Origin of the sequence: Nitrosophilus labii (assembly GCF_014466985.1) — a bacterium.
GTDB lineage: Bacteria > Campylobacterota > Campylobacteria > Campylobacterales > Nitratiruptoraceae > Nitrosophilus_A > Nitrosophilus_A labii.
On sequence record NZ_AP022827.1, the window covers coordinates 1 to 17,022 of the forward strand.

Sequence of the window (17,022 nt, forward strand, 5' to 3'; positions counted from 1 at the left end):
ATGGTGGTAAATGGATGGGTTGCGCTTACAACACAGGATGTAGCAAAGTATGCGGAAACAATTATTAATCTAAATGGAGGTAATGAAGATATGAAGAAAACAAGACTTGAGTTGTTCATAGAGAAAAACTTACCGAAGGTACTTAAAGATGAGAGTCTTAAAACACTTGGTGATCGCAAGAAGTATGTGGGTAGTAGCGATATTGGCAGTTGTCTGAGAGCTACTTATCTTAACAAGATAAACCCAGATATAAAGCATGATATGGCTACGCTGATCCGCTTTGAAAGAGGACATATCGCCGAAGGCATTACCCGCAAAATGCTTCACGGTTTGCCAATACAAGAGCAAGTAGAGGTTACAGCTGCTATTAACGGGTTCAAGATTAAAAGTCATATTGACTTTTTGCTTGAAAACAATGGCGAAGCTGTAATTATTGAGGCAAAAAGTGTAGGATCGCCAATTACAGAGGCTTATAACAGTTGGATATTGCAAGTGCAGTATCAGTTGCATCTTCTAAAGATCAATCGTGATGAATCTAAGTCCATACGGGCATATATAGTTGCGATTGACCTTAACAGCGGATGGTTCAAAACTTTTGAGATTGCATACAACGAGAAGCTTGCAAAGTTGGCAATTCAGCGTGCAAGTGTTTTGGTGAAAGCGATAAAAGAAGGGAAAGAACCGGAAGCTGAAGAGCAACTGTATTGCTCAATGTGTCCACATAAAATGAGTTGTCCTCTTATGGAGAGTGGTGTCGTAGAGGTGCAAGCTGATCTGCTTCAATTGGCCAAAGAGGTGGCTCGTCTTGAAAAAGAGAAAAAAGAGACTGAGAAGGTCCTAAAGGCCAAAAAAGCGGAGCTTGAAGAATTTATGAGAACCGCAAAAGTTCGTAAAATAAAAGCAGATGAAGCATTTATATCGCTAACCAGCGATACTTCATATACTTCTATTGACACTAAAGCTCTCAAAAAAGAGCGTCCTGCTCTTTATGAGATGCTAATTAACAAGTTTGGTAAAGAAGTTACCCGCAAGGGTTATATTCAAGTTAAATAATGAAGGAATGGAGATGCAACTATACGCAATAATGGATAATAAAGGCATTATTTACACCGATACATCATACGATGATATCGAGTTGCAGTTCAGAATAATGCTAAATGGAGGTCAGAGTTTTGTTTGCAATGATTGTGGTTATGTGGATACCGAAGATTTTGAGGTATGCCCGGCTTGTGAATCGGAAGATTGGCAAGGTAATCATGATGACATAAATTGGGAAGGTGACTTGAAACTTATTCAAATCTTGAAAGTTGCAAAATAATTAATGGAGGAAATGGAGATGAATAAAACAATGAATACAGGAAATGGAGTGGTAACAGCTGGCAGTAAAAAAGGTTGGTTAACACAAGAGGAAATCGAGGTTGTCAAAAAGCAGTTTTTCCCGCCGAACGCAAAACCGGAGGAAATGAATTACTGCTTTGAGGTTGCAAAACAATTCAATCTCAATCCTATCACCAAACAGATCTATTTCGTGCCAAGAAAATCCCAGGACGACAACGGGATGTGGCATGAGAAGATAGAACCTTTAGTGGGCAGAGATGGGTTTCTTGCCATTGCCCACCGTAGTGGAAAGTTTGGTGGTATTGAATCAACCTCTACCTTAAAAGAAGTTCCAAAATTGATCGATGGTGAGTGGAAAATGACAACGGATTTGGTGGCTATTGCAAAAGTATGGCGTACAGATAGTCAAATGCCGTTTGTCGTAGAGGTTTTTTATTCTGAATATGTTCAAAGAAAAAAAAGTGGAGAACCAACACGATTTTGGGCAGAAAAGCCTCATACAATGTTAAAGAAAGTTGCGGAGAGTCAGGCTCTCCGTAAGGCTTTTAATATTAGTGGGCTTTACTCTCCAGAAGAAGTTGGTGTTGGTATAAGTGATACTGGCGATGTAATAATAGATACAGAAACCGTTGAGGCCCAAGTTGATGTTGAGGCGGAAAATCAAAAGCTTATACAGCAAGAAATTGATGCTTTGGCTCAACTTGGGTTGAATTGCGAATATAAAGACGGTTTTGTAAAAGTCGTTGGTAGCACTTATGGAAAAACTAACCAATTAAGGTCTCTTGGGTATTCATATCATACAAACAAGAAGATATGGATCAAAAAGCTGTCAGCCTAATAGCCAACCTTTGAGGTTGGCTTTTTTTGTTTAATAACCACAAAATGCAGATAATGGAGGAAATGAAGATGAAACTTCAAGAAGGCTTGAAAGCAATTGTCGAGAGAATGATTGAGGTAATGGAAAATGATGGAAGCAAGTGGGTTAAAAGTTGGGTAAGTCACTCTCTTACTCCTCAAAACTTTGTAACAAAACGACCGTATAGAGGTTTTAATACCTTATATTTGTCGTTTGTAATGCAGGAACGAGGTTATAAGACTCCTTATTTTCTTACTCTCAAGCAAGCCAATGAGCTTGGAGGGAAGATCAAAAAGGGAGCAAAAAGCATCGAGATCTACTTTTATAAGATGATCGAGATTGAGAGTGATGAGCTTGATGAGAATAACAACCCAATTAAAAGGCGAGTTCCAATGCTCAGAATGTACCGGGTATTTAATATTGAGGATACGGAGGGAATTGATTATTCCTTGCCGGAGCCAGTTGGTACCGATGAGCGGAATGAGCAAATCGAAACTTTCATTGATAATGTGAGTCCGGTTATATCTCATGGTGAGCCGGCCTACACTCCAGCTTTAGACTTAATTACAATGCCAAACATTGTTGATTTCAAAAACCCCGATGCTTACTACTCAACACTCTTTCACGAGCTTACGCACTGGAGCGGAGCGTCTCACCGACTGAATCGGGAGATTAAAAATCGTTTCGGAACGAAGGACTATGCCTTTGAGGAGCTTGTGGCAGAGCTTGGCAGTGTGTTTCTAAGCAGCCATTTTGGAGTTGAGATTGAAGAAGCAAGACACGGGGCATATTTGAAGTCTTGGCTAAAAGCCATCAAGGACGACTATCGTTATTTGTGGCGAGCAGCAAGCAAAGCACAAGAGGCTTTTGATTATCTCTTAAAACTTGGAAATCAAGCCGAGGAGGATGAAGAAAATGCAGCATAATGGAGGCGAATATGTTAAGGATTATACCCACTAAACACTTTATTGAGAGACTGGGGGAAAGATACTTTGATTTGAGTGCTATCGCAAAGCTTCATATGGAGATAGCAAAAAATCCAAAAGCTCGCATTTTTGAGGTTACTACCGGAAACGCAACAATTGTTGCGGTTAGAGAAAAACCCGATCTCATTAAACTCATAACTGGATGGGTAGGTAATAGAAAAAAACAGAAAATGGAGGAAATGCAGCAATGAACGCTTTAAGCAAAGCAAATCAGATAAAAAAACTTGCAATAAACGCAGCAAATGATTGTATAAACAACTATAAATACTTTGGCCGTCAATTTGACAATTTGCTTGAAGAAGGCGATGGAGATCAGGTTGTTATAGAGTTTATCAAAATCTACAACATTGATCCGGAACTGCAAAAAGCAGTTGGCAAGTTGACACACTGGATACCAATTGAAGCGTGGTTAAAGTTTTATAAAGAGTGGGAACGAAAAACTCCTACTTTATTTTGAGATGGAGGTGAATGATGGGAAATGGAGGCAATAGATGCTGCATTTGCGGCAAACCGCTTACAAAAATAGCAAGCATAGAAAGGGGCATGGGTGATGTTTGTGCAGCGAGGTATGCACTTTTTAATCCAAAGCCTAAAAACAAAAATGAGGGGTTTGCCCCTCAAAGCGATTATGTTTATTACATAATCGAAATTAAGGGTGAAAAAGTCGGAGTTGTTATCGACAAGGATATATCAGGTTTCATGTCGGTTACAAACAATATTGATAATGTTTGTAGCGAGATAGGTGTCAAATCTGTCATATACCGTGATAGTGAAGGTGTATGGGATTTTTGGAGTGAGCAAATGGGTTTCAAAAGCCTTGCTTTACACGGTACTCCGACAACAAACCTCGATACTGCAATAGAAGTTGCAAAAGCAAGATATTTTAGTGAGGTAGGCGGTTTGTTTAGTTAAAAAATTTTAGATAATGGAGGAAATGGAGATGTTGGAAAATATAGAAATAGAAGAGGATGGTCTGCTTGTTCCTAAAGAGCAAGAGAAAATTAATTTTTGCCATTTTTGGAAAAACGATCAGCTGTTTTTTGAAGATTTAACAGATGTCCAGTTGCTTCATTTGATTGGGCTACTGGAATTTGATGTTTACTTTGAGAATGGAGAATTTAGAGTTGTTGATTTGCAAGGTGTAAACCTTGGGAATATTGAGTCTGAACGGTTCGGTACTATTATTGATATATGTGTAAGACTTGAACACTATTTTGAGGATTATTACCAGCTTGCTTGTGATGATGATAACGAGCAAGAACAGTGCGATGTTTTGTATGGCTCTTTCTATATTCGTAGCGGTGTAGTTGAGAGAGTAGTTGCTTTTAAAAAAAGAGAACAAGCCGAAGCTGAGGCCTTGAGAATTGCCAATGAGGTTGCTTCTATCGGCTCTTTCTCAACTTACGATGAGTTGGAAGAGTTCATGGAAGATAATTGCACCGAAGAGGATGTTTTTGTGATGGAGATAAATGTAGAAAATGGAGGTGAATGATGTATTTGCTATTTGTTTCTTATAGTCATGGAGAACATCTGAATACTGTATATGGCAATCTTGATAGTTTAAATCAAGCAATAGGTGATCTTATAGCCGAACTTGGAGTGAATGATAAGTTTGAGCCTGTAAAGGAAGAACATCTGAAATCGGGCGAAAACATATTTACTCAATTTGAGGATGGTACCTGGATTACGATTACAAGAGTTGGCTATGAGAGTAGAACGATTTATTCTATTGTTAAATCGTGTTTTGATGAGGCGAATGTAGTTGCATCTTTCGAGGATATAGAAGATGCAAGGAAATACATCAAAGAACTTGCAGACAAGTACAATGTATTTATTCTAAGCGATGATGTAGATTCAGTCATCTTCAAGGATGATACTTTATATAAAATAGAAAGCAACATACTGTCTGCTTGCAAGGAGGCAGTATGAAAAGCGTAGTATCATACCCAGATCGTGGAAAATGGGGGAAGAATAGCTGGAGAGGGAATACAAGCGGTTATATCATTAAGGATCTGATAGAACACTTTAAACCATCTCTTTTTGTAGATGTGTGTGAAGGTTCTGGCACATCCGGTGATGTATGTCGTGAAATGGGAGTAGAATATATTGGTCTTGATTTGTATAAAGGTCAGGACTTTACAAAAGACTATATACTCTCATTTTTACCTCGTCCAGCTGATATATGTTTTTCTCATCCCCCATATCATTCCATGATTCGTTATTCTGGCTCAGTCTGGGGTAAATGTCCTGTTGAAGGTGACACCTCTCATTGCAAAAGTGTAGATGAATTTCTTGAGAAATCTCAGGTTATGCTTCTTAATCAACGAGAAGCAACCAAAGATGGAGGAATTTATACTACGCTAATAGGTGACATGAGGAAAAATGGCAGCTATCGGTCATTTCAGGCCGATTTTATCGGCATGATGCCTAAAAACGAGCTGCTGAATGTAGTTATCAAGGTACAGCATAATATGATGAGTAACAAAACTCATTATAGCGGTAAATTTATACCAATTGTGCATGAGTATCTTTTGATATGGCGCAAAAGCGCAAAAAGTCTTTTTGCAATAGCCTGGGATACCGCCAAAGAGATCAAGCGTCAGGTGGCGTCCACTTGGAGATCCGCTATCAGAATTGCTTTGATGAAGCTTGGAGGTCAGGCATCCTTACAGGAGATCTACCGTGAGGTAGAAAATATTGCTCAACACCTCATTTCAAAAAATAGAAACTGGAGAGCAAAGATACGGCAGCAATTGCAGTATCACTTCAGAAATGTTCAAAGGGGGGTGTGGGCAATGTAAAAATGCAGGAATGGAGGTAATGGAGATGAAGTATGATTTAGAAAGGTTAAATCAAATTGATATAGTTGAAGTTTTGGAAGCATTGGGGGCAAAGCCCTCGATGTCAAGAAAAACTATGCACTGCTGTAATACATCAGCCCACAAAAATGGAGATAAGCATCCTTCATTGAGTATCGTCAAAAGCAAGAATATCTGCAAATGCTTTGTTTGTGACATTTCCGGAAACCCGGTAACTGTTGCAACGAAGTATTTTGGCGATTTCAAAAAAGGTTGCGAGTGGCTTCATGCTACTTTCAATATCCCATTTTTGACGGGCGAAGAAGTAGTTCATAGTCACCAACCGATCAGAAAAAACGAGATCCGATATCGTGAATTTGATAGTTCACGCAAGTATCGGAAAATTCTTTCTCTAAAACCTTTTTTCCCTCAATACCACAGAATGAGCGATAGGCAAAAACTTAAACTTGCTTACACTTATGTGTATCGCTTTAGCCTCAATACAGATCAAACAGGCAAGGTGGCTTATTATAAAACAAGAGCCTTGGGGGGAAGCAAGTATATTGGTTTGATCGGGTATTTAATGGAAGCAGATATATTGGTACTTACTGAAAAGCTCAAAAAGCTTTTTCCGGTTAAGGACCTAATTCGCTTCAAACTGCTCAATGATAATGGCCAATGGCGATATAATGCAAAAGTACCGGTTACGGTTATTCCTAATTTTGATATTTATAGCGATATGGTAGAGGGGATGATGTTGCGCTATACGGACAATCGTTCATATGGCAAAGAGGTGAACATCTCCTGTACAGATATTGTCTTTCCTGTTCCATTTGGTTTGGGGATCAAAACTTTAAGTTCGCCAAATCCAATATGGATTACGGAAGGGCATATAGATGGACTATCAATCGCTATGGCAGGTAAGCATTTTGCATCGTTTGGGGGTGTTCATGCCTACAACGATGAGCTGCTTGGACTGTTTAGGGGAAAAACCGTAGTGATAGCTTTTGATCAAGATAAACCAGGGCAAGAAGGCCGGGGGATACTTGTTAAAAAGCTAAGGAAAGCCGGTGTTGATTGCCACTTGGCCAATTGGAGAGCGGAACTTGGAAAAGATCTAAATGATCTTTTAAAAAATAGTGCCATGAAGAAAATCGAGGTTATCTAATAGATGGCTCTAATGAAGCAAATGGAGGAATAAAATGGCAAATGTATTTGTTCACTACAATGGATTTGGTTTCTATGTTGACGAGAAGCTTGTTGAGGAATATGGAATTGATGTGGTATTGGTATCAGAGGATAGTTACGGCTATACCTATTTTGTGTCCGTAGGTGGACAAGGCGCATATATCAATACCGATCACGAGATCACCGAAGATGACATCTCGGTAAGTTAGTGAAATAAATGTGAAGCAAGATGTATGTAATGTTGAATAATGGAGGGAATGATGAAAATTACGGGAAAGCAGTTTACATTGCTTCAGGATTTTATGTTTCATTGCTGGAATGTATATCATAACAAGACAAAATCCGCTTTTGATTTCTGGGCGGAACGTCTTGATGAAGCAAAAATTCCCTGGAGTATCCAAAATTTGGCTGCATCATTAATGGAGGATAGAGAGAATGGCTTCCGATATTTTCGTGAGCTTCTCTCTTTAAAAGGTATAGAGATAATGGAGTAATGGAGGTGAAATATGAGCAAATTGGAGTTATTGAAGGAAATTAAGGGAGCTAATCAGGACTATGAGTGGTACCCTACTATGAGGGAAATTATAGAGGCAATGTATTGGGATGTAGTTAATTCTGAGCCTTATAGCTATATTAACAAGTCTTTTCTTGATATCGGTGCCGGAAATGGCAAGGTTTTTAAGGTTATTGAAGAGATTGCCGAGAAACAGAAGGAAGATAAGAACAAATTTTTCTTTGCTTCCAAATATGCCATAGAAAAATCTCAAGTGCTTTTGAATGCACTTGATGAAGATATCTATATTATCGGTACCGATTTTTGGCAGCAAACATTGATTGATAAAAAGGTGGATATTATATTTTCTAATCCGCCTTATAGTCAATATGCAGCGTGGGTAGAGAAGATCATCAAAGAGGCGAATTGCGAACACATCTATCTGGTCATACCTAAAAGATGGGGTGGCAATCGAGGAATTGCCAATGCTTTAAAACTTCGCCGGGCAAAGGTGAAAATTATCAAGGATTTTACCTTTGAAAACAGCGAGGATCGAAAAGCAAGAGCGAAAGTCTCTTTGATAAGAATTGATTTATCTAAAAAAGGAGAATGGAAGTATAGAAAGTCTCCTGATATAGACCCTTTCGAGGCATGGTTTGATGAAGTGTTTCAATTTGAAATTAAGGATAATGAAGAAGATAAAACAGAGTGGGAAATTAAAAGAGAAAAGAGACAGAAAATAAAGGAGCTGGTAAAAGGTGGCAATCTTGTGGAACGGCTTGAAGAGCTTTACAATAATGCGTTTAGACATTTGATCGATAACTATAAAGCCGTTTCAAAGCTGGATGCCGATTTACTTGAAGAACTTGGTGTTTCAGTTAAGGGTTTAAGAGAGAGTCTGAAAAAGAAAATAGAAGGCTTAAAACACCTTTACTGGCAGGAACTCTTTGATAATATGGACACCATAACCGACCGCTTAACCTCTAAAAGCAGAAAAGCTATGCTTGAAAAATTAACAAGACACACAAGCGTAGACTTCAACTCTCAAAATGCTTATGCAGTAGTAATTTGGGCAATAAAAAATGCCAATAAGTATTTTGATGAGCAGCTTTTAGAGGTATATTATCAGCTTTCAGATCGGGATAATGTGCGACTTTATAGGTCCAATAAAAGAATAATTGAGGATGGATGGAGATATGAAAAGCGTAATATGTCTCATTACTCACTGGATTATCGTATAGTTCACCATTTTTACCAGGCTTTTTCCCCTTATGACTGGGATACGGTTAATAAGTTATACAGAGATGCTGCTGTATTTATAAATGATGTAATTACAATAGCGAAAAATCTCGGTTTTCAGGTAACTGATAGGGCCGAATCCTTTTATTGGGAACCTGGTAAGAAAAATGAGTTTATGATGGCAAACGGTGAGGTTTTTGCTGAAATTAAAGCCTTTAAAAACGGTAATATCCATTTCAAGTTCAACAAGAAATTTATGAAAGCTTTCAACTTGGAAGCTGCAAGGTTGAACAAATGGATAAAGTCTCCAAAAGAGGCAAGTGAAGAATTTGACATTTCGCTTGAAGAAGCAACGGAAATGTTTGGCAAAAACTTCACTCTGCTACCATCTACTATGAAAAACCTTCTTCCATCTGATATCGAGGTGGAAGAAAAATCCAATGAGTTAACAGAAGAAGAACGCCCTGCTTGTTTTGCAGAAGGCAGATTATTTTAAAAATGCAGATAATGGAGGTAAATGATGGGATTTTTCAGTTGGAGATGTGCAAAAAGCGGTAAAAGCATATCAAATGCTTACAGCACAAGAGGTGCTGAACCTTGTGCTCTTGTAACTCCAGAAGGGGTTATTGAAGAGCATAATTATGATGGATATGGCGAATTTGGTGGTATAGACGCTTATGCATGGCTTGCGTATGCCAATGGGCTTGTTCCGGAGATCAAATCGTTGGAAGAACTGAAAAACTCAGATCAGGACGCAATAAGGGGTAAAGGAATAGATCTGTTTTTCTCAGATGAAAAACCGGAAGATTATAAGCCTATAAAAATTGTTGCTTTATCTGAGTATGACGGTGAGCCATACTGGGCACTTGCTGCTTCTGAAGATTGCCCATGGCAAGGTTACTTTTATGATGAAGAAGATGAAGAAAATTAACAATGGAGGTAAAAATGGAGATAATAGAATATACTTTGCCTGCAAATTGGGCAAGTGCATTAATCAATGATGATTATACCGGACTTGAGGATGAAGAAGAAAAGCAGCTGCTTGATTTCCTTGAAAAAACTGTTGAAGAGCGTGGTTATGGACATTGGAGCTTGAACGATAATGAACCATTGTTTTATAAGTTTCATGATGCGAGACCTTATGGTGTTTTAGCAGCGGATTGTCTCAAGTTCGAATGGGTAAAAATGAAGTGAATGGAGGATAAAATGAAGGTAATGAATGCAAGTGGCAGATTGATCGATCCATTTAATCTTCAGCCGGAAGATTTTGATCCGAGAATTATTGCCCAGACTCTTAGCCGGGTTTGCCGGTTCTGGAGTCAGACAAGTGAGTTTTATTCCGTAGCACAGCATTGTTTGGTTATGGAATCTCTTTTTGATGATATAGAACTTAAAAAATGGGCACTTGGGCACGAAATCTTTGAAGGTTTGACGGGGATGGATATACCTTCCCCTATAAAACATTCACCGGCAATGGAATCGTATCGTAGAGCTGAAGAAAGGGCATTGGAGCAATTGGCAGATATCTATGGATTGCCAAAGCCAATGCCAAAGGCTATTAAACTCTACGATAAAAGATTAATGGTTACTGAAGCTTTACGCTTTATGAATACCGTTAACTTTGATTGGACTCAAATTGCTGATCCTTTACCCTTAAAGGTAATAGGAAAGCCTTTGTCGATGGCAGAAGCGCAGCAGCAATTTTTAGTCAGATGGTATGAGTTATTTGAAATGTAGTTAATATTATTGCCCCTCTTGGACGGGGGCAGCTTTATTTGTTACCGGCGAATACGCCAAGGCCAAAAGGCTTTAGGTCGGTAACAGCCTTCTATGCTCCTTCTGATGTGTGGTTGTCTGAGTATTCTACGGAATATTGAGATCACCACACATCAAATTAAAGGAGGAGCATATGAAGGCATATAATGTGGTGGTAGAAGTTGCAAGAGGTATTATAATTGATGTTGTCTACGCAAGAAGTAGACAAGAGGCATTCAAGAGGTTTGTTGAAGAACATTCAATTTGGGATGTTTATTCTTGTGTAATAGATGAAATGAAGTAAATGGAGGTAATGGAGATGTTGGTACATACTAAGAAAAATCAAGATAAAACTATAATGATTGGTAATAGTGTTGTAGTCGGGCTTAACAAAAAGCCTTCAAAAGTTTTTTGCCTCTTTTTGACTGATATATACGAGTCAAAAGATGGGGCATTATTGTATGGTATCTTCACAGATAAGGCTACGGCTGAGAGAGCAGCCAGGGATAATAATCTTTATATGAAATATGACAAGGTTATTATCAAAGAGGTTGTTTTAGATAAATTTGTAGAAGATGCCATATAGGAGTTTAGTATGTGGGTTAAACAATTAAGACTTTTAAACAATCCAATATGGATATGGATTGGATCTTCAAAATCAGAGTATAAAGATGTGAGGGTTGAGGAACATCCGAATCAACTTCACATCGATTTTAATTATATGCAAATGCAGTTCGTTTTGTAATGGAGGTAAAGGTTAAGAGGGGATGCCCCTCCTTGGCCTTTTTAAAGCTCTTTACGGAGAGTTTTAGAAAGGCATTTTAACTTTTTGGGATCTTAAACCCCATTTCTTTGGCCAGTTTTTCCCGGAACTCTTTAAATCCTTCTTCTATCTTTCCTAATGCTTCTAAATTGCTTACCTCTACCAGCTGCACAATGCCATTTACAAAATTTGATTTGTATACAATTTTTGTTTTTTTATTAACAACATAATCGTCATAGCCATCTAAAAATTCATATTCTTTGGAAAACCTTTCACTATCTACATTAAAAACCTTATTTTCCATCTTTTTCCTTCATTAAGCATATTGATATTTATAGCCTTTTCTAATTTTTTGTTTGATTATTTTGTCATATTGAGCTATTGCTTCATCAAATCGAGCAAAATAGTTTTTTCTGATCCCAGTTGGTCCTTTATAGCGAATATTTCCGTATTCCCTTTCAAGTATATAATCCCCAAATAAGGTCAAAAAGAGTTCTATCCTGTAATAACGGATATTTCCCTTTTTAGTTTGCCTTATTAGGGATACCCTTTTCATTTGCTCTCTTTTTAAAGATCCTCAAGGATTTTTTTCTTGAAATCTTCTTCAAATAATTTGTCAATAGCCTTTTTTATGACATGGCTCATAACCTCACCCAGGGATACATTTTCCCCTATTTCATCTTTATATATCGGTATCATTGTTTCAAGGCGTTTATATGTTCTTTTATCAAAATCTATTCTTTTATTGATAAGATCTGCTTTTTTTCCGTTGTTGTCTGCAAGCTCACTTACTATTTCGCTTATTTGTTGTTCTCGTGAAGTGTCTTGTTTTTTAATTTCATCCATTTTTATCCCCTTTGTTTTTTGATACTAAATGTATCGAAAAACTTTTACCAAAACCGGAAGTTGCCTGAATAATGTTATTTTCCTTATTATAAGGAGAATATTCAACTTTTTTGAAATGTTCAGAATAACATTCAATTACTAAAGCATCGTCCGGTAAATGTTTAATTTTTTTATAGGTTTTATCATGCAAAATTGCATATTCAACAGCTTCTTTGTCTGTTGCAAAAGGACCTTTGCTAAACCAATACGGCATATTGTCAGCTCCGTATTCAACGAGGTTTTCAAGTTCCTTTTTTACCTCACCGACTGTTTTGATTGCAGTAAGTATGTTATCCATATTAATCCTTTTTATTCTTTATTTTTATCTTTGCATCTTCAAAATATTTAAGCAAACCATAGCAATTGTCTTGAGATAAATTCCAAGCAAGTTCTTCAAATCTTCTTGCATCGAACTCTAAAATGACTTTTTTATTATCTATATCTTTATTATCATATAAATATTTCCAAATTCCACTAATTCTTTTTTTCCCAATTTCAAATGACAACACCTTGACTCTCCTATCTTATTTTTCATAATTTTTTGGAAAACATATTGCTTTAAGTTTATTGTCTTTAGGTAATGTTATAAAAGGTATAGCATAGTTTCTACCGTAAGCTCCTCTCTCTTCACCCCAATCTGCTATATAATCAATCCAGTATCGTCCACTATCAAATACTACCAGCTCTTTATCGTTTAAACCCTTTATTATATCTTTACTTGGCAATATCATGCCTTTATTGGCACAAAAGCGCTTAGCCTCATTCCATGTCATTTTATCGTTTGCTTCTATTGTTATATCATATATATCAGCATATAGAGTTGTTGAAAGCATTGTTATATATAAAGCAATTTGTTTTTTCATTATAGCTCCTTATATGTTTATATCATTATTATATTAAATTAAAAGCAATAAATCAAGACAAATATTGATTTACTTCACTAAAGATAGTATAATTATTAAAAGTATTACATAACTTATTGCAAAATAGAAGAGCTTTTTAAATGAATTTAACGATTTATATCCATATTTTTATATTACATACCATACGGTATGAAGTATAAATTAGCAAATTTGAAAGGATTTTGGTATGAAACTTGATTCTGGTGACTTTATCAGGGATTTAGAAAGATGGTTTAAGGCATATATGGCTCACATTAAGGGGCTATCATATTCTAATAATACAATACAGTTATATAATAGGGCAATAGAACAATTTATAGAGTATAGCAGGGGCTTTCAAGATGAAATGACGATTAAGGATGTAAAAGGTGCTTATATAACAGGTTATCTTGCATATATTGATGATATAGCAAAAATAAGCGGTAAAAAGTCATTAAGTGGCAAAGGACTATCTAAATCAACAAAACAAACTTATTTAAAGGCAATTAGAGGTTTCTTTATCTTTATAAGCGATAACAATGATGATCTTTATACATTTGAAAGATATTTAAAAAATATTCGTATTGCAGACAGCTCCAAAAAAGAAGAGAAAATGGAATACCTCACCGAAGAAGAGGTTGGACGGTTGCTGAGTACATTGGAGAGAGAAAAGGCCAAAAAGGATAATTATAATATATATAGGAATGCGTTACTTATAAAATTGATGCTTTATGCCGGTTTGAGGATCAGTGAGGCTTTGAAAATGAAAATAGGAGATTTTGAAGATATTGATGATAAAACCTATCGGATTAGGCTTGAAGCAAAAGGGGGTAAAGAGCAGTTTGCATATATTGGGAAAAACCTTATTGAAGATGAGCTTGAATATTTTAAAAAAATTGCTGAACTTAAAAAAAACGAACCAATAATGATAACCAGGAGAGGGAAACTGCTTAATAGGCAGAATGCTTTTAAAATTGTAAATAGGATCTATCGGCAAGCCAATATATTTAAGCAAGGATTGCATCTTTTGCGTCATACATTGGCCATGCGTTTAACAAAGAGAGGAGTTGATCCTATCAGGATTCAAAAAATTCTAAGGCACTCCAATATTAATACAACACTGATCTATGCAAGAGCAGAAGAGAGGGATATTATTGAATCATTGGAGAATTTTTGAAAGTTATGAGTAGAATATATAAATATAATTCAAGAAGGAGAATACTTTGCGATTAAGTATCAACGTTGGAAGCAAAATAAGAGAGTTAAGAAAAAGTCTTAAAATTTCTCAGGCTGAGCTTGGGGAGAGGATTGGTGTTAAGCAACGTACAATAAGCGCTTGGGAATCAAACCAAAATGAACCGCCACTTGATGCATTACTACAAATGTAATTATTCAAATATAATTTCACCAAATTTTTCCTTGAAATCGCTTAATTTGGAAATTTTACCATAAATAAAAAAAGAAATTATTCAAATATATTTGCACTGTTATTCTAAATTAGATATACTAAATTATATTTATTCTAATTTATCTATAATTTCTTATGTAAGGTTAGTTAATGAGAATTAGAGAGATACCTATTCAAACTAGATCAGTTGCAGGTAATTTTTTCAGCTACAAAAACAAAAGAGTTGTAAAATTTGAATCTCAATTAGAGAAAAAATGTTTTTTATTTTTAGAGTTTGATAAAAGTATTCAATCATATATAGAACAGCCTTTAAATATTGGAAGATATGTTCCCGATGTATTAGCCAAAAGAAATAACAACAAAAATTTGCTTATAGAAGTTAAATATTACGATGAAGTAGAAAAAATGGACGAAAGACTTGAAAGAAAAATCAATACTCTTCAAGAATATTGCGATAAAAACAATTTAGAATTTAAATTTTTTACTGAGAAAGATATTGAAGAACCTTATTTTTCCAATATATCTTTTATCTATAATTATGCGGGTATAACATTATCTGAAGATGAAAAGAAAAAAATAATTAGTTATATTCAAAAATATAATGGAGTATCTTTAAACAAATTGGCAAAGGAAGGTTTCAATATGGCTTTCATCTACAAGATGATATTTGACGAAATCTTAGATATCAATCTCTTTAAAAAACTCTCAACTGATTCGATAGTAAGGATTAACTATGATAGAACTTAAAATAGGTAAAACTATATCTTATAAAGATAAAAAGTATGTTATTCATCAGATCCTTGATATTGACACTATTGTGATAAAAGAAATTAAAACAAATTTATTCAAAACCATTAAAATAAGCGAATTAAATGACAATCCAAAATCTTTGTCATTAAAACCTATAGAAAGTATTGAAGAAAAATATCTCAAAATTGCTAAAGAGAGACTTGAAATCATAAAACCTTTATTGGAATCAAGAACTAAAAAGGATGTTGAGGAAATAGCAAAAAAATCAGGCAAAAGCATAAAAACTATTTACGATTGGATAAAACTTTATAAAAACAGTGGAAACAATCTATTAGCTCTGGTTCCGAATTATTCCCAAAGAGGAGGAAGAGGAAAGTTTAGAATTAGTAAAGAACAAGAACGGATAGCTTGGGAAATTATAGATAGCAACTATCTAAGTGTTCAAAAACCATCCATAGCTCACGTTCATGAACTTATTAACGCAAAACTGTATGAACAAGGATTGAAAAAAATCAGTTATGCAACCGTATGGAGAATGGTGTCTCAAATCGACGAAAGATACGCATTCAAAAAGAGAGAAGGCAACAAAAAATTTGCAAATTTAATTGAAGAATCACCTAATACCTTTGAAGCAAAATATCCTCTAGAGATTGTCCAAACAGACCACACACCTTTAGATATTCAAATAGTAGATGAAACCTATAGAAAACCGATAGGACGTCCAACTCTTACACTAGCAATAGATGTTTATAGCAGAATGATTTACGGTTTTTGCCTTACACTTGAAGCTCCAGGGTTGTATTCGGTTGGAAAAACCATTTATATGGGACTAATTTCAAAAGAAAACTATTTAAAAGAGTTGGGAATCGAAGGAGAATGGAAAATTTATGGAATTCCAAATACTATTCATGTAGATAACGCTAAAGAGTTTAGAAGCAAAGGATTGGAAACTTTTTGTTCAGTTATGGGCATAAATCTTGAATTCAGACCAAAAGGACGTCCTAAAAGCGGAGGACATATAGAAAGAGCTATTAAAACTTTTAATATACAAATTCATAAATTGAAAGGTACCACTTTTTCAAATCCTCAAGAAAGAGGAGATTATGATTCTGAAAAAAATGCAATATTTACTCTAAAAGAGCTTGAAAAGTATCTCACCGAATGGATAGTAAATTATTATCATAAAAAACCGCATAAAGGACTTAATGGTTTAACGCCAGAAGAAAAGTTTCAAGAAGGTCTTTATGGTGATTCAGAAAATCCACCAGTTGCTTTAAGAATGCTTCAAAGCGAAGAGGAAAAAAGATTTGCAAAAATATCTCTTTTACCGTTTGAAGAAAGAACCATTCAAAAAGCGGGAGTTGAACTTTTTGGAGTTAAATATTACGATGAGTCTCTTATCCCTTTTATAACTCCACCAAAGAGTAAAGAGAAATATATATTTCGATACGATCCTTATGATTTAAGAAAAATTTATTTCTTCCATCCAGATTTAAAGGAATATATTGAAATCCCAGCAAAAAAGAGATTTTTACCAGCTATCTCAAAATGGGATGTAAGTTTCCAAATATAATTTGACCATTGAAATCCTATAAATAAGTAATTACGGTATTTTATCAAAATAAATTTTCCAAAATTATTTGGACTTTTTTACTAAATTAATTGGACTAAATATAAAATTG

29 protein-coding genes are annotated in these 17,022 nt (G+C 35.6%); 23 read left to right on the forward strand and 6 right to left on the reverse strand.

The features are described from left to right. From NIL_RS10145 to NIL_RS10235, 19 genes are all read left to right on the forward strand, one after another. Window positions 1-1,053, forward strand: coding sequence for a PD-(D/E)XK nuclease family protein (locus tag NIL_RS10145; RefSeq protein WP_246434490.1), 1,053 nt, complete (start codon window positions 1-3; stop codon window positions 1,051-1,053). 13 nt (window positions 1,054-1,066) lie between these two features. Beyond that, complete coding sequence (locus tag NIL_RS10150) at window positions 1,067-1,318, forward strand: hypothetical protein (protein WP_187648707.1); 252 nt, start codon at window positions 1,067-1,069, stop codon at window positions 1,316-1,318. A gap of 18 nt (window positions 1,319-1,336) precedes the next feature. Continuing rightward, window positions 1,337-2,176, forward strand: a complete 840-nt coding sequence (gene bet / locus NIL_RS10155; RefSeq protein ID WP_187648708.1) for a phage recombination protein Bet — start codon at window positions 1,337-1,339, stop codon at window positions 2,174-2,176. A 68-nt stretch (window positions 2,177-2,244) separates the two neighbouring features. Then, a complete protein-coding gene (locus NIL_RS10160; protein WP_187648709.1) occupies window positions 2,245-3,120 on the forward strand; it encodes an ArdC family protein in 876 nt (291 codons plus the stop codon). A gap of 11 nt (window positions 3,121-3,131) precedes the next feature. Then, window positions 3,132-3,371 carry a hypothetical protein gene (locus tag NIL_RS10165; protein ID WP_187648710.1) on the forward strand — a complete coding sequence of 80 codons (240 nt, stop codon included), beginning with the start codon at window positions 3,132-3,134 and terminating at the stop codon, window positions 3,369-3,371. Beyond that, window positions 3,368-3,637, forward strand: coding sequence for a hypothetical protein (locus tag NIL_RS10170; RefSeq protein ID WP_187648711.1), 270 nt, complete (start codon window positions 3,368-3,370; stop codon window positions 3,635-3,637). The genes NIL_RS10165 and NIL_RS10170 overlap by 4 nt, the downstream gene beginning before the upstream one ends. 11 nt (window positions 3,638-3,648) lie before the next feature. Further along, window positions 3,649-4,092 carry a DUF6011 domain-containing protein gene (locus NIL_RS10175; protein WP_187648712.1) on the forward strand — a complete coding sequence of 148 codons (444 nt, stop codon included), beginning with the start codon at window positions 3,649-3,651 and terminating at the stop codon, window positions 4,090-4,092. Between the two features lie 22 nt (window positions 4,093-4,114). After that, on the forward strand, window positions 4,115-4,672 hold the full coding sequence (locus NIL_RS10180; RefSeq protein WP_187648713.1) for a hypothetical protein: 558 nt from the start codon (window positions 4,115-4,117) through the stop codon (window positions 4,670-4,672). Next, window positions 4,669-5,109 (forward strand): hypothetical protein, encoded by a 441-nt coding sequence (locus NIL_RS10185; RefSeq protein ID WP_187648714.1) that lies wholly within the window; start codon window positions 4,669-4,671, stop codon window positions 5,107-5,109. The genes NIL_RS10180 and NIL_RS10185 overlap by 4 nt, the downstream gene beginning before the upstream one ends. Continuing rightward, window positions 5,106-5,981, forward strand: a complete 876-nt coding sequence (locus tag NIL_RS10190) for a hypothetical protein (RefSeq protein WP_187648715.1) — start codon at window positions 5,106-5,108, stop codon at window positions 5,979-5,981. Before NIL_RS10185 ends, NIL_RS10190 begins: the two co-directional genes overlap by 4 nt. Before the next feature lie 19 nt (window positions 5,982-6,000). Further along, a complete protein-coding gene (locus NIL_RS10195; RefSeq protein WP_187648716.1) occupies window positions 6,001-7,146 on the forward strand; it encodes a toprim domain-containing protein in 1,146 nt (381 codons plus the stop codon). Between the two features lie 34 nt (window positions 7,147-7,180). Next, complete coding sequence (locus NIL_RS10200; protein WP_187648717.1) at window positions 7,181-7,375, forward strand: hypothetical protein; 195 nt, start codon at window positions 7,181-7,183, stop codon at window positions 7,373-7,375. Between the two features lie 48 nt (window positions 7,376-7,423). Next, a complete protein-coding gene (locus NIL_RS10205; RefSeq protein ID WP_187648718.1) occupies window positions 7,424-7,660 on the forward strand; it encodes a hypothetical protein in 237 nt (78 codons plus the stop codon). Window positions 7,661-7,672: 12 nt separating this feature from the next. Beyond that, window positions 7,673-9,394 (forward strand): DUF4942 domain-containing protein, encoded by a 1,722-nt coding sequence (locus NIL_RS10210; RefSeq protein WP_187648719.1) that lies wholly within the window; start codon window positions 7,673-7,675, stop codon window positions 9,392-9,394. A 21-nt stretch (window positions 9,395-9,415) separates the two neighbouring features. Next, window positions 9,416-9,829, forward strand: a complete 414-nt coding sequence (locus NIL_RS10215) for a hypothetical protein (protein ID WP_187648720.1) — start codon at window positions 9,416-9,418, stop codon at window positions 9,827-9,829. A 14-nt stretch (window positions 9,830-9,843) separates the two neighbouring features. Continuing rightward, window positions 9,844-10,092 carry a DUF6926 domain-containing protein gene (locus NIL_RS10220; protein WP_187648721.1) on the forward strand — a complete coding sequence of 83 codons (249 nt, stop codon included), beginning with the start codon at window positions 9,844-9,846 and terminating at the stop codon, window positions 10,090-10,092. A gap of 12 nt (window positions 10,093-10,104) precedes the next feature. After that, complete coding sequence (locus NIL_RS10225; protein WP_187648722.1) at window positions 10,105-10,635, forward strand: HD domain-containing protein; 531 nt, start codon at window positions 10,105-10,107, stop codon at window positions 10,633-10,635. A gap of 172 nt (window positions 10,636-10,807) precedes the next feature. Next, window positions 10,808-10,957: a hypothetical protein gene (locus NIL_RS10230; protein WP_187648723.1), complete on the forward strand. Its 150-nt coding sequence runs from the start codon at window positions 10,808-10,810 to the stop codon at window positions 10,955-10,957. 9 nt (window positions 10,958-10,966) lie between these two features. After that, window positions 10,967-11,239 (forward strand): hypothetical protein, encoded by a 273-nt coding sequence (locus tag NIL_RS10235; protein ID WP_187648724.1) that lies wholly within the window; start codon window positions 10,967-10,969, stop codon window positions 11,237-11,239. A gap of 235 nt (window positions 11,240-11,474) precedes the next feature. Here NIL_RS10235 and NIL_RS10240 read toward each other — a convergent pair whose 3' ends face one another. The 6 genes from NIL_RS10240 to NIL_RS10265 are packed head-to-tail and all read right to left on the reverse strand — an operon-like array spanning window position 11,475 to window position 13,164. Beyond that, the gene (locus NIL_RS10240) at window positions 11,475-11,720 is read right to left on the reverse strand and encodes a hypothetical protein (RefSeq protein WP_187648725.1); all 246 of its coding nucleotides are present in this window, start codon (window positions 11,718-11,720) and stop codon (window positions 11,475-11,477) included. 12 nt (window positions 11,721-11,732) lie between these two features. Further along, the gene (locus NIL_RS10245; protein ID WP_187648726.1) at window positions 11,733-11,972 is read right to left on the reverse strand and encodes a WGR domain-containing protein; all 240 of its coding nucleotides are present in this window, start codon (window positions 11,970-11,972) and stop codon (window positions 11,733-11,735) included. A gap of 11 nt (window positions 11,973-11,983) precedes the next feature. Further along, a complete protein-coding gene (locus NIL_RS10250; RefSeq protein ID WP_187648727.1) occupies window positions 11,984-12,262 on the reverse strand; it encodes a hypothetical protein in 279 nt (92 codons plus the stop codon). Continuing rightward, a complete protein-coding gene (locus tag NIL_RS10255; protein ID WP_187648728.1) occupies window positions 12,255-12,599 on the reverse strand; it encodes a hypothetical protein in 345 nt (114 codons plus the stop codon). Before NIL_RS10255 ends, NIL_RS10250 begins: the two co-directional genes overlap by 8 nt. Window position 12,600: 1 nt before the next feature. Then, window positions 12,601-12,810, reverse strand: a complete 210-nt coding sequence (locus tag NIL_RS10260; RefSeq protein ID WP_187648729.1) for a hypothetical protein — start codon at window positions 12,808-12,810, stop codon at window positions 12,601-12,603. 15 nt (window positions 12,811-12,825) lie between these two features. Further along, window positions 12,826-13,164 (reverse strand): C-type lectin-like domain-containing protein, encoded by a 339-nt coding sequence (locus NIL_RS10265; protein WP_187648730.1) that lies wholly within the window; start codon window positions 13,162-13,164, stop codon window positions 12,826-12,828. Between the two features lie 226 nt (window positions 13,165-13,390). Between NIL_RS10265 and NIL_RS10270 the strand changes: the two genes are divergently transcribed. From NIL_RS10270 to NIL_RS10285, 4 genes are all read left to right on the forward strand, one after another. Then, the gene (locus NIL_RS10270; RefSeq protein ID WP_187648731.1) at window positions 13,391-14,359 is read left to right on the forward strand and encodes a tyrosine-type recombinase/integrase; all 969 of its coding nucleotides are present in this window, start codon (window positions 13,391-13,393) and stop codon (window positions 14,357-14,359) included. Between the two features lie 46 nt (window positions 14,360-14,405). Beyond that, a complete protein-coding gene (locus NIL_RS10275; protein WP_187648732.1) occupies window positions 14,406-14,570 on the forward strand; it encodes a helix-turn-helix domain-containing protein in 165 nt (54 codons plus the stop codon). 170 nt (window positions 14,571-14,740) lie between these two features. After that, complete coding sequence (locus NIL_RS10280; RefSeq protein ID WP_187647756.1) at window positions 14,741-15,337, forward strand: TnsA endonuclease N-terminal domain-containing protein; 597 nt, start codon at window positions 14,741-14,743, stop codon at window positions 15,335-15,337. Beyond that, window positions 15,324-16,913 (forward strand): TnsB C-terminal domain-containing protein, encoded by a 1,590-nt coding sequence (locus NIL_RS10285; protein WP_187648733.1) that lies wholly within the window; start codon window positions 15,324-15,326, stop codon window positions 16,911-16,913. Before NIL_RS10280 ends, NIL_RS10285 begins: the two co-directional genes overlap by 14 nt. Window positions 16,914-17,022 lie beyond the last annotated feature (109 nt).

Coding starts and splice junctions, on each gene's coding strand:
- NIL_RS10165 (WP_187648710.1), top strand. CDS start 3,132: ATGTTAAGGATTATACCCACTAAACACTTTATTGAGAGACTGGGGGAA.
- NIL_RS10220 (WP_187648721.1), top strand. CDS start 9,844: ATGGAGATAATAGAATATACTTTGCCTGCAAATTGGGCAAGTGCATTA.
- NIL_RS10235 (WP_187648724.1), top strand. CDS start 10,967: ATGGAGATGTTGGTACATACTAAGAAAAATCAAGATAAAACTATAATG.
- NIL_RS10150 (WP_187648707.1), top strand. CDS start 1,067: ATGCAACTATACGCAATAATGGATAATAAAGGCATTATTTACACCGAT.
- NIL_RS10270 (WP_187648731.1), top strand. CDS start 13,391: ATGAAACTTGATTCTGGTGACTTTATCAGGGATTTAGAAAGATGGTTT.
- NIL_RS10240 (WP_187648725.1), bottom strand. CDS start 11,720: ATGGAAAATAAGGTTTTTAATGTAGATAGTGAAAGGTTTTCCAAAGAA.
- NIL_RS10280 (WP_187647756.1), top strand. CDS start 14,741: ATGAGAATTAGAGAGATACCTATTCAAACTAGATCAGTTGCAGGTAAT.
- NIL_RS10160 (WP_187648709.1), top strand. CDS start 2,245: ATGAAACTTCAAGAAGGCTTGAAAGCAATTGTCGAGAGAATGATTGAG.
- NIL_RS10195 (WP_187648716.1), top strand. CDS start 6,001: ATGGAGATGAAGTATGATTTAGAAAGGTTAAATCAAATTGATATAGTT.
- NIL_RS10250 (WP_187648727.1), bottom strand. CDS start 12,262: ATGGATGAAATTAAAAAACAAGACACTTCACGAGAACAACAAATAAGC.
- NIL_RS10230 (WP_187648723.1), top strand. CDS start 10,808: ATGAAGGCATATAATGTGGTGGTAGAAGTTGCAAGAGGTATTATAATT.
- NIL_RS10145 (WP_246434490.1), top strand. CDS start 1: ATGGTGGTAAATGGATGGGTTGCGCTTACAACACAGGATGTAGCAAAG.
- NIL_RS10170 (WP_187648711.1), top strand. CDS start 3,368: ATGAACGCTTTAAGCAAAGCAAATCAGATAAAAAAACTTGCAATAAAC.
- NIL_RS10255 (WP_187648728.1), bottom strand. CDS start 12,599: ATGGATAACATACTTACTGCAATCAAAACAGTCGGTGAGGTAAAAAAG.
- NIL_RS10180 (WP_187648713.1), top strand. CDS start 4,115: ATGGAGATGTTGGAAAATATAGAAATAGAAGAGGATGGTCTGCTTGTT.
- NIL_RS10190 (WP_187648715.1), top strand. CDS start 5,106: ATGAAAAGCGTAGTATCATACCCAGATCGTGGAAAATGGGGGAAGAAT.
- NIL_RS10265 (WP_187648730.1), bottom strand. CDS start 13,164: ATGAAAAAACAAATTGCTTTATATATAACAATGCTTTCAACAACTCTA.
- NIL_RS10185 (WP_187648714.1), top strand. CDS start 4,669: ATGATGTATTTGCTATTTGTTTCTTATAGTCATGGAGAACATCTGAAT.
- NIL_RS10205 (WP_187648718.1), top strand. CDS start 7,424: ATGATGAAAATTACGGGAAAGCAGTTTACATTGCTTCAGGATTTTATG.
- NIL_RS10215 (WP_187648720.1), top strand. CDS start 9,416: ATGATGGGATTTTTCAGTTGGAGATGTGCAAAAAGCGGTAAAAGCATA.
- NIL_RS10225 (WP_187648722.1), top strand. CDS start 10,105: ATGAAGGTAATGAATGCAAGTGGCAGATTGATCGATCCATTTAATCTT.
- NIL_RS10200 (WP_187648717.1), top strand. CDS start 7,181: ATGGCAAATGTATTTGTTCACTACAATGGATTTGGTTTCTATGTTGAC.
- NIL_RS10285 (WP_187648733.1), top strand. CDS start 15,324: ATGATAGAACTTAAAATAGGTAAAACTATATCTTATAAAGATAAAAAG.
- bet (WP_187648708.1), top strand. CDS start 1,337: ATGAATAAAACAATGAATACAGGAAATGGAGTGGTAACAGCTGGCAGT.
- NIL_RS10175 (WP_187648712.1), top strand. CDS start 3,649: ATGATGGGAAATGGAGGCAATAGATGCTGCATTTGCGGCAAACCGCTT.
- NIL_RS10210 (WP_187648719.1), top strand. CDS start 7,673: ATGAGCAAATTGGAGTTATTGAAGGAAATTAAGGGAGCTAATCAGGAC.
- NIL_RS10245 (WP_187648726.1), bottom strand. CDS start 11,972: ATGAAAAGGGTATCCCTAATAAGGCAAACTAAAAAGGGAAATATCCGT.